Genomic DNA, 10,454 nt, shown 5'->3' on the forward strand with positions numbered 1-10,454 from the left:
TATCACGCTCTAAGGGCCGCGCCGCCAGTTTCCCACAGCCGAGAACCTAGAACTTCTTCTTCAGCCCGACCTTCCAGGTGCGGCCCAGGGGATCGCCGGTGAAGGGGTCATAGCCCAGGTCGAGGCGGGCGTAGGACGGGTCCTTGTCGAACAGGTTGGTGATCGCCAGGGTCGCCGTCGTGTTCCAGGGCAGGAAGACCCGATAGGACAGATCGGTCAGGATCTGGGCCTTGATCGTCTTGCCCGCGCTGACCGTGACGCCCGCGCCGGTGGTGTCCTTGTAGGCGTTGGCGGCGAACGGCGCGACGCGCTGGTCGTCATAGCTGCCGATGTAGTGCACCGTCAGGCGCACGTTGTGGGGGCCCTTGTTCCACTCGCCATAGACGTCGCCCTTCCACTGCGGGATCGGCACGACGGTGGTCTGGTAGTTGAGCAGGCCCACCGCGTCGAAGGCCTTTTCGACGGTGATCCCTTCGACGACATTGGCGCCGACCTTGTACTTCTGGACGTAGGTCGCCGTGCCGCCGATCGTGACGTCGCCGCCGGCCACGTCGCGGAACCGGTAGTCGGCCGTGAAGTCGAAGCCGCTGTTCTTCACCGGCGCGCCGTTGATGTAATAGGTCTTCAGGCGGGCGATGCTGGTCGTCGGCGTCGAGCACGAGCCGTTGAAGGTGAAGCGCGCGACCAGGGCCGCGTAGGCCGGATCGGCGCAGTTGTTCGCGCCCGCCGCGCCGTTCGGATAGAGGGCGTTGACCATCCCCGCCACCGGCTCGGCCACGATCGGGTGCTTGAAGTCGAAATCGAAGTAGTCGATCGACGCGCGCAGGTCGCCGGCGCTGATCAGGATCCCGAAGTTGTAGGTATTGGCCTTCTCGGGACGCAGGTTCGGGTTGCCGAAGATGTCGACCGCCCGGAACACGCCCAGAATGCCTTGCAGCGAGGTGACCGAGGTGGTGGTCGTCACCGGGTCCGGCGGCCCGCGGAAGGTCGAGCCCGCCGAGGCGCGCAGGGCCAGCCACTTGGTCGCCTGCCAGCGCAGCGAGGCCTTCGGATTGAAGGTCGAGCCGGTCGAGCCGCCATAGTCCTCGTAGCGCGCGGCCAGCTGCCCCTGAAGCGTCTGGGTGATCGGCAACGACAGCTCGCCGAACGCGGCCCCGACGGCGCTCTGGTTGTCGGCCGGCGTGCCCACGCCCAGGAACATGAAGGGCCCGTTGCGGGCCGAGCCGGTGCAGGTCGTGACCCCGAAGTCCGGCGTGTTGACGCACGGATTGATCAGGGCGTTGCTGATGTCGTTGTAGTCGGCCTTGAAATAGGTGCGGCGGTACTGGACGCCGGCCGCCCAGGCGATGTCGCCGCCCGGCAGGCTGATGCTGGTCTTGCCGTTCAGCACCGCCTCGCCGACGAACAGGCGCGAGGACTGCTTGGTCGACAGCTTCTTGAAGAACCAGTCCACCAGGTCCTTGTTGTTGGCGAGGGCGGCGCTGTAGCCGGGGTTGGCCTGGCCGGTGATGGCGTTGGACGGGATCGCGCTGGCGAAGGGGTTATAATACATGCAGCCGCCGACGCCCGGCGTGCCCTGGATGCCCGGCAGCGACGGATTACTGTCGCAGGTGGGTCCGCCCAGGCCCTGCAAGGCCAGGGCGAAGCGGTCGACCAGCGTGTCGTAACCGGTGCGAATGCCGACCTCCTGCGAGTAGGTCAGGGCCACGTCCCAGCCGATGCCGTTATCCCACTCGCCCGACAGGTCGGCCGAGACGCGGAAGGCGTCGAAGGCGCGCGCGCCGATCGAGGGGCCGTAGCCGAACTTGGGATTGCCGCCGATGCCGAACGGCCGGTTGGCCACGTCCAGCGCCCCGAACCCGAAGATCGAGCCCGGCGCCGTCGTGCTGGCGCCCGTCGCCAGGCTGGAGAGGTTGACGGTCGGATTGGCGGCGATGAAGGCGATCAGGCCCGGATTGGTCGCGGGCACGTAGTAGCGGCCGGTCAGGGCCGGGCTGGGCGCGACCTCGGCGGTCGGCGTGGCCAGGGCCGCGTAGGAGGGCGAGGTGTTCCAGTCGGGCACGTCGGTATGCGAGTAAAGCACCTCCGCGTGGAACTTGGTCTTGGCGCTAAGGTCGGCATTGGCCTCGGCATAGGCTTGAACCGCGTCCTGCTTCTCCACCAGATTGTCGAACGGCGTGTAGTGCCAGTAGCAGACCGGCGTCAGGCCGGAGAAGCCGGCGAAGCCTCCCAGGCCGGCGCAGGCCGGATCCCGCAGGGCGTTGGTCGAACTGGCCAGCGGAATGAAGGTCGAGGGGTTGCCGGCCGCCGACCAGCCCGCCTCGGGGTTGGACAGGTAGGGCCGGTTGGCCCACGACCGGTCGGCGACCGACAGCTTGGAGCGGTGCTGCCAGCCGACGCTGGCCAGGACGTTGCCGTTCTCCCAGACCTGGCCCCAGGTGACGTTCAGGCCATAGTCGCCGCTCGAATTCTTGATGCCGCGATAGTCGGCGCCGACCTCCAGGCCCTTGAAGTTCTTCTTGGTGATGAAGTTGACCACGCCGGCGATGGCGTCGGAACCGTAGGTCGCCGCGGCGCCGTCCTTGAGCACTTCCAGGCGGCCGATGGCGGCGGCGGGCAGGATGTTGGTGTCGACGATCCCCGCCCCGGCCGCGGCCAGTGGGTTGATGGCCAGGCGCCGGCCGTTCAGCAGCACCAGGGTGCGCTGCGAGCCCAGGCCGCGCAGGTTCACCGAGCCCGAACCTTCCGAGCCCTGGGCGCGGCTGTCGAACTGGTTGGTGTCGCCCAGCACCCCGCTGGACACCGACAGGGCCTTGATCAGCTCGACGGTCGAGGGGGAGCCGCGCTTTTGCAGCTCCTCCGCGCCGATCACCTTGACCGGCAGGGCCGCGTCCTCGGGCGTGCCCTTGATGAACGAGCCGGTGACGACGACCTCCTCGACCTGGGTCGACGGGTCGGCGGCGGCCTTCTGGCCCTGGGCGTCGGCCGCGCCGGCGGACAGGGCCACGGCCAGCGCGAGACTGGACCCTCCAAGCAGGAAGCGGGTTCGATTCATGGCAATTTCCCTCCCTTATCGTTTTGTTGGGCCGGCGCCGTCGTTGCTCGCGGTCGGCCGGCATGTCTCAGCTGGGCGGCGCCCTCCCGGTCCAGGCGCGGACGGACGCGCGGCCGCCAAGGCCGTCGCGACGCCCGGAGCGTTCGCTTTTGAAACCCGGTGATGCGCTTCGTGGAGCCGACAAGCTTGGAATCCCCTTGGTCCAGGTGCTTGAAAAGCCACGCTTACTCCCTCGCCCCGAAGGACGAGGTTGGGTCGACCAATGAGGTACGACACCCATTTCGAAGATGAGGTATGTTTCCGAACTGTGTCAACCGTGGCCAAATCAAGGCGGACGGAATGCCGCACCCCGCCCGTCCTCGCGCGCGGTATGGCGGCGGATGGGGGCGGCGGCGGACGCGTCGCGACTCCGGCCTCGCTAAAGCGTTCAACGGGGGGTTTCCGATCGCGACGGAGCCCCCTAAGTGGGACAACATTGGTCGCCAAGCCGCGATGGCGGGCCGCAACAATCGGGTTGGAACTTCATGCGTCTCGCCAAGACCGTCCGGCGGCCTGGCCGGCCTTCTGGCTCGTTCCGCGCGCCGCTCGTCTCGACGGCCGTGCTGATCGGCGCGGGCCTGGCCGCGTGTACGACGCCCGCGCGCCAGGTCGACGCACGCCTGCCCGCCGCCTATGAGGCCCCGGCCGGAAAGCCGCTGCCGTCCCAGACGCTGGACCAGTGGTGGACCACGTTCGACGACCCGGTCTTGAACGATCTGGTCGCGACGGCTCTGGAGAAGGCCCCCGACGCCCGCCTCGCCGCCGCCCGCCTGGCCGAGGCCCGCGCCGTCCGCCAGGGCCAGATCCGTCAGCTCTACGTCCCGCAGACCCCGCTGACCGGCTCGGCCAAGCGCACCGACACCCACATCATCGACCAGAGCGGCTCGGGGGGCTTCACCCTGGGCGGGGTGACCAAGAGCCTGGCCCTGGACTTCGACGTCTCCTGGGAGCTGGACCTGATCGGCCGCCGCGCAGCCGCCCGTCGCGTGGTCGACAACGACCTTGCCGCCGCCCGCTTCGCCTATGAAGGCGCCCGCGCGGCCCTGGCCGCCAATGTCGCCCAGTCCTATTTCGAGGCCCGAGGCTACGCCGTCCAGCTGGAGGACGCCCGCCAAAGCGCCCGCATCGCCCAGGCCCTGTACGACGTCGCGGCCGAAAAGGGCCGCCGGGGCCTGACCGCCACGTCCGAGGCCGAGCGCTCGGCCGCCGACCTGGCCCAGACCCAGGCCCAGGTCGCCCAGCTGGAGGCCCAGCTCCAGGCCTCGCGCCGTAGCCTGCTGATCCTGGTCGGCAAGGGCGTCGATCCGCTGGCCAGCCTGCCGGTCGAACCCGTCCTGGCCAAGGCCCCGCCGGTTCCCGCCGCCGCGCCCGGCGAGCTTCTGGCCCGCCGCCCCGACGTGCGCGAGGCGGCCGCGCGCCTGGCCTCGGCCTCGGGCAACCTGAACGTCAACGAGCTGGCCCTTTTCCCGACCGTCACCCTGGCGCCGGGCGTGGGCCTTTCCAAACAGATCAGCCCCAGCTTCCTGAAGCCGGGCTCGACCACCTCGACCACAAGCTCGGCCTGGACTCTGGGCGCCAACCTCTCGGTCCCGGTGCTGAACATTCCCAAGCTGATGTCCGACATCAAGGCCCAGGGCGCGCGGGTCGAGCAGGCCGCCGTCACCTATGAGCAGACCGTCCAGAAGGCGTTCGGCGAGGCCGAGGGGGCGCTGGTCCAGCTGGACGCCGACGAGCGCCGCGTCGCCCTGCTGTCGGCCGGCGAGCGACGCGCGGCCAGCGCCTACGAGGCCAGCCGCAAGGGCTACGCGGCCGGCCTGACCGACCTGACCACCGCCTTGCAGGCCGAACAGTCCTGGCGCGGGGCGCGCACGGCCCTGACCGGCGCCCAGACCCAGGCCCTGCAGCGCGCGGTGCAGACCTACAAGGCGCTCGGCGGCGGCTGGTCCCCGACGAGCCTTCCCCAACAGCCTTCCGCCCAATGAGACCCGCCACGATGACGACCCGCTCTCTGATCGCCACCGCCCTGGTCTGCGGCGCCGTCGGCCTGGCCGGCTGCGGCAAGAAGACGGACACGGCCAAGGCCTCCGGCGCCGACCTGGCCCGCGCCGTCACCGTGACCCGCGTCGAGAGCCGTCCCCTGGGCGGCGGCTTCAAGGCCTCGGGCCAGCTGATCCCGCGCGAGGAGGCGGCCGTCGGCTCGGAGCTCTCCGGCTACCGCGTCGCCAAAGTCTTCGTCGAGGAAGGCGCGTGGGTCCGCGCCGGCCAGCCGTTGGCCCAGCTGGACAACACCCTGCTGCGCGCCCAGATCGCCCAGCAGGCCGCCGTGACCGCCCAGTCCGAGGCCGAGGCCCAGCGCGTCGCCGGCATGGACGGCCAGGGCGTGCTGTCGCAGGAGCAGATCGAGACCCGCCGCTACCAGGCCAAGGCCCAGGCCGCGGCGCTGGCCGAGCTGCGGACCAAGGACAGCCGCATGACCATCACCGCCCCGGTCGCGGGCCGGGTGCTGGAGCGGACGGTGCGGCCCGGCGACGTGGCGGGCGGCTCCGCCCCCTGGTTCCGCATCGCCCGCGACGGTCTTGTCGAACTGAACGCCGAGGTCAACGAGGCCGATCTCGCCAATGTCCGCGTCGGCCAGTCGGTGGCGGTGACGATCCCCGGCGGTCCGACCGTCTCGGGCGTGGTGCGCCTCGTCTCGCCCCAGATCGACGCCAACACCCATCTGGGCCGCGTGCGCGTGCGCCTGCCCCTGCGCGAGGACCTGCGCGCCGGCGGCCTGGCCAGCGGGACCTTTGGCGCGTCCGGCGCCGTCGTGACAGCCGTGCCGGAGGCGGCGATCCGCTATGACGCCGACGGCGCCTCGGTCATCACCATCGACGCCGACAACCGCGCCCGCCAGGTCAAGATCCGCACCGGCCAGCGCGGCGGCGGCTATGTGCAGCTCCTGGAGGGTCCGCCCATCGGCGCCCGCATCGTGCAAAGCGCGGCGGCCTTCACGCTGGACGGCGACAAGGTGAAGCCGATCGAGCAAGGCGCCCGCTGATGGCCCAGCTGCGCGTTTCCGCCTGGGCGATCAAGAACCCGATCCCGGTCGCGGTCGTCTTCATCGCCCTGATCATCGCCGGCGTCGGCTGCTATCTCGGCCTGCCGATCAAGCAGTTCCCGAACGTCTCGTTCCCGGCCGTCACCGTGACCGTCACCCAGAGCGGCGCGGCGCCAGGCGAGCTGGAGACCCAGGTCACCCGCCCCGTCGAGGACGCGGTGGCCAGCATCTCCAACGTCAAGACCATCCGCTCGTCGGTGGTCCAGGGCGCCTCGACGACGACCATCGAGTTCGAGCTGGGCGAGGACCTGCAGAAGGTCACCGACGAGGTGCGCTCCAAGATCGACACCGTGCGCGCCCAGCTGCCCAAGGAGATCGACCAGCCGACGGTGACGCGCCTGGAGATCGACGCCGCGCCGATCATCACCTACGCGGTCGCCGCGCCGAACATGTCGACCACGGACCTGTCGTGGTTCGTCGACGACACCGTCACCCGCGCCCTGCAGGGCCAGAAGGGCGTCGCCCAGGTCTCCCGCGTCGGCGGGGTGAACCGCGAGATCAACATCATCATCGACCCGGCCCGCATGGCCGCGTTCGGGGTCACGGCGCCGCAGCTGAACGCCGCCCTGGCCAACTACAGCCTCGACGCCCCCGGCGGCCGGGCCCTGGTCGGCGGTCGCGAGCAGACCGTCCGCGTGCTGGGCGCGGCCCAGACCCTGGACGAGCTGCGCGCCATCACCATCCCCACCGCCGCCGGCCGCTATGTGAAGCTGACCGACGTGGCCGAGGTCGGCCAAGGGGCGGGCGAGGAGCGCGGCTTCGCGCGTCTGGACGGCAAGCCCGTCGTCGCCTTCCAGGTGATGAAGACCAAGGAAAGCAGCGACGTCCAGGTCGAGACCCGCGTCACCAAGGCGATCGCCAAGCTGCAAGCGGCCCAGACCGGCGTCACCTTCACCAAGATCTTCTCGACCGTCGACGACACCCGCGCCAGCTTCACGGCCACCGAACACACCCTGCTGGAAGGCATGTTGCTGGCCTCGCTGGTGGTGTTCCTGTTCCTGCGCGAGTGGCGAGCCACGGTGATCACCGCCATCGCCATGCCGGTGTCGCTGATCCCGACCTTCGCCTTCATGTCGGTGGTCGGCTTCTCGCTGAACGTCGTCACCCTGCTGGCCCTGACCCTGGTGATCGGCATCCTGGTCGACGACGCCATCGTCGAGATCGAGAACATCGAAAAGCGCGTCGCCCGGGGCCAGCGCCCCTATCAGGCGGCGATGGAGGGGGCCGACGCCATCGGCCTGGCCGTCGTGGCCACCACCTTCTCGATCGTGGCGGTGTTCGTCCCCGTCTCGTACATGCCCGGCACGCCCGGCCAGTTCTTCAAGGAGTTCGGCCTGACCGTCGCGGTGGCGGTGCTGTTCTCGCTGGTCGTCGCCCGCTTCCTGACGCCGCTGCTGGCCGCCTATTTCCTCAAGCCCAGCAAGGACCCGCATCCGGAAAAGCCGCTGTCGGGCCTCTATCGCCGCGCGCTGGACTGGGCGCTGGACCACAAGTTCCTGAGCTTCATCCTGGGCGGCGTCATCACCTTCGCCTCGCTGGCCGGGGCGATCTTCCTGGCCTCGATCGGCGTGCTGGCCGTCGGCTTCCAGCCGCCCGGCAACAACAACTACTACTATCTGAAGGTCCAGGGCCCGCCCGGCGCGACGACCGTCGACATGGACCGCACGGTCCAGGCGATCACGGCCCAGTTCCGCCAGCGCGGCGAGACGGCCCACGTCTTCGCCCAGGTCGGATCGAACATCGGCAGCGGCTGGGCCGGCGCGCAGGGCGGCAGCGACGTGCGCGACGCCACCGTGACCGTGGTGCTGCACGACAAGCGTTCGATGACGGTCACCCAGATCAAGCAGGCGATCCGCGCCTCGCTGCGCGACATCCCCGACGCCCGCGTCAACCTGCAGTCCGACTGGGGCCAGGCCGACGTCAACATGATCCTGACCTCCGAGGACGGTCCGGCCCTGGAACGGGCGGCGCTGGCGCTGGAAAAGGACATGCGCGGACTGAAGACGGTCGCCGACCCGCGTCCGTCCTCGCCGCCCTCGGGCCCGGAAATCCTGATCCGCCCCCGGGCCGAGGAGGCGGCGCGCCTGGGCGTCAGCTCGGCCGACATCGCCACCGTGGCCCGCGTGGCCACCGTCGGCGACATCGACGCCAATGTCGCCAAGATGACCCAGGGCGAGCGGCGCATTCCGATCCGCGTGCGCCTGCCGCGCGACAACCGCGCCGACCTGGAGTCGATCAAGGCCCTGCTGCTGCCCACCAAGTCCGGCGGATTCACGCGGCTGGACACGGTGGCCGACGTCAGCTTCGAGGCGGGTCCGGCCAAGATCGACCGCTTCGGCCGCAAGCGTCAGCTGACCGTCGAGGCCGACCTGGCCGGCGGCGCCCAGCTGGGTCAGGCGCTGAACGAGGTCAACAACACCCCGACCATGAAGCATCTGCCCGCCGGCGTGACGCCCGCCGCGGCCGGCGACCAGGAAGCGTTCGTCGAGCTGTTCAGCGGCTTCGCGGTGGCGCTGCTCTCGGCCGTGGGCCTGGTGTTCGGCGTGCTGGTGCTGCTGTTCCGCAGCTTCTTCAAGCCGGTGACCATCCTGTCGGCCCTGCCGCTGGCGATCAGCGGGGCGTTGGCCGCCCTGGTGGTCACCGGCCAGTCGCTCTCGATGCCGTCGCTGATCGGCTTCCTGATGCTGATGGGCCTGGCGGCCAAGAATTCGATCCTGCTGGTCGAGTACGCGATCGAGGAAGAACGGTCGGGCAAGTCGCAGCGCGACGCCATCATCGAGGCCTGTCGCGAGCGGGCCCGGCCGATCATCATGACCACCCTGGCCATGATGGCGGGGATGCTGCCCACCGCGCTGGGCCTGGGCAAGGGTTCGGAGTTCCGCCAGCCGATGGCCGTGGCGGTGATCGGCGGCCTGATCACCTCGACCGTGCTGTCGCTCGTCTTGGTGCCGGTGGTCTATGAGATCATCGACGATTTCGAACGCTGGCTGGCCCCGAAACTGGGCCGTCTCACCACGCCGCGCGAGGCGAAGGGGGAGCGGGAAACGGTCAGCTAATTCCTCCCCCGCGACGCGGGGGAGCAGCTTCATGGGCTCTCAATCCCGTCTCGGCGCGTAGCGGAGGCGGCACACGGTCCAACCGTCCTCGCGGGCCATCTCGAAACGTCCTCCGAGCTGCTGGGCCATGGCGCGGACGATGCGCAGGCCCAGGCTTTCGGAAGCGGCCGGATCGAATGTCGGCGGCGGGCCTCGGCCGTTGTCGCGGACGGTCAGCACATGGTCGCCCAGGCCTTGCTCCAGGCGCACGACGACGCGCCCCTCGCCCGCTTCGCCAAACCCGTGCTCCAGGGCGTTGTTGAAGCTCTCCAGCATGACCAGGGTCACCGGCGTCGCCTGGTCCGGGTGCAGCGGCTCCTCGCCGCCCTCGACGGTCAGCGCCACGCGAGAGCCCGCCGCGGCCGCCGCGGCGGCCAGCACGCCCTCGGCGAAGGCCTGGAAGGGCGCGGGGTCGCCGACGGCGTTGTGCAGCTGGCGCTGGATCTCGGCGATCACCTCGATGCGCGATCCGGCCTCGACCAGGGCGTGACGAGCGTCCTCGTCGGCCTGGCGGGAGGCCTGCAGACGCAACAGGGAGCCGACGACCTGGATGTTGTTGCTCACCCGGTGATGCAGCTCGCGATACAGAAGGTCGCGACTCTCGGCCAGGGCGGCATAGCGCCCCCGCTCCTCCTCCAACTGACGCAGCGCATTGCGCATCCCGTCGATGAAGAAGATGTCGACCGCCACCACGAAGGCGTAGAAGGTCAGGGCCACGGCCGTGGGGAACGAGACCTGGAAGCTCTGATAGGGCGGAATGAAGAAATACCAGGCCGCCACGCCCGACAGGACCGCGCACAGGACGGCCGGCCGCAGTCCGGCGAAATAGGCCGTGACGACCACGGCGGGAAAGAAGGTCAGATACGGAAAGCCTGGCGGGAACCAGTCGTTCAACGCATAGCGCAGCGCCCAGGCGGCCAGCGCCATGATCGCCGCGAAGACATAGCCCGCGCCCCTGCCGCCAATGACCGCGTGAATCTTCAAGCCGTCCCCCTGAGCTAGCCCGTGAGGCAAAGCTCCGAAGCCGTCAAGCCTCGAGCCGACATAGCCGGCCCGCCGCGCGTCGATGCGTACCCAAAAGCAGAAAGGCCCCGGAGATCGCTCTCCGGGGCCTTCGCGTTGTCAGCCGAAGCTAAGACCGTTCGAGATTACTCGACGATCTTCG

4 protein-coding genes and 1 pseudogene are annotated in these 10,454 nt (G+C 69.8%); 3 read left to right on the top strand and 2 right to left on the bottom strand.

The window, feature by feature from the left end; genetic code table 11:
* Positions 1 to 46: 46 nt before the first annotated feature.
* A pseudogene (locus OR37_RS20180) lies at positions 47 to 3,396 on the bottom strand (TonB-dependent receptor domain-containing protein).
* 183 nt (positions 3,397 to 3,579) lie between these two features.
* Here OR37_RS20180 and OR37_RS20185 point away from each other — a divergent pair.
* From OR37_RS20185 to OR37_RS20195, 3 genes are read left to right on the top strand one after another with little or no spacing between them, the layout of a single operon-like run.
* Positions 3,580 to 5,076 carry a TolC family protein gene (locus OR37_RS20185; protein ID WP_004624809.1) on the top strand — a complete coding sequence of 499 codons (1,497 nt, stop codon included), beginning with the start codon at positions 3,580 to 3,582 and terminating at the stop codon, positions 5,074 to 5,076.
* Between the two features lie 11 nt (positions 5,077 to 5,087).
* The gene (locus OR37_RS20190) at positions 5,088 to 6,134 is read left to right on the top strand and encodes an efflux RND transporter periplasmic adaptor subunit (protein ID WP_004624812.1); all 1,047 of its coding nucleotides are present in this window, start codon (positions 5,088 to 5,090) and stop codon (positions 6,132 to 6,134) included.
* A complete protein-coding gene (locus tag OR37_RS20195; RefSeq protein ID WP_004624813.1) occupies positions 6,134 to 9,250 on the top strand; it encodes an efflux RND transporter permease subunit in 3,117 nt (1,038 codons plus the stop codon). The genes OR37_RS20190 and OR37_RS20195 overlap by 1 nt, the downstream gene beginning before the upstream one ends.
* Positions 9,251 to 9,289: 39 nt before the next feature.
* On the opposite strand, the gene OR37_RS20200 is transcribed toward OR37_RS20195, so the two are convergent.
* A complete protein-coding gene (locus OR37_RS20200; protein ID WP_004624816.1) occupies positions 9,290 to 10,273 on the bottom strand; it encodes a sensor histidine kinase in 984 nt (327 codons plus the stop codon).
* Positions 10,274 to 10,454: the final 181 nt, after the last annotated feature.

It is taken from the genome of Caulobacter vibrioides OR37, assembly GCF_000372645.1.
Taxonomy (GTDB): Bacteria; Pseudomonadota; Alphaproteobacteria; order Caulobacterales; family Caulobacteraceae; genus Caulobacter; species Caulobacter vibrioides_E.

What these genes read in the sequence shown, in the direction of transcription:
- OR37_RS20185 (WP_004624809.1), top strand. Translation starts at nt 3,580, where the DNA reads ATGCGTCTCGCCAAGACCGTCCGGCGGCCTGGCCGGCCTTCTGGCTCG.
- OR37_RS20195 (WP_004624813.1), top strand. Translation starts at nt 6,134, where the DNA reads ATGGCCCAGCTGCGCGTTTCCGCCTGGGCGATCAAGAACCCGATCCCG.
- OR37_RS20190 (WP_004624812.1), top strand. Translation starts at nt 5,088, where the DNA reads ATGACGACCCGCTCTCTGATCGCCACCGCCCTGGTCTGCGGCGCCGTC.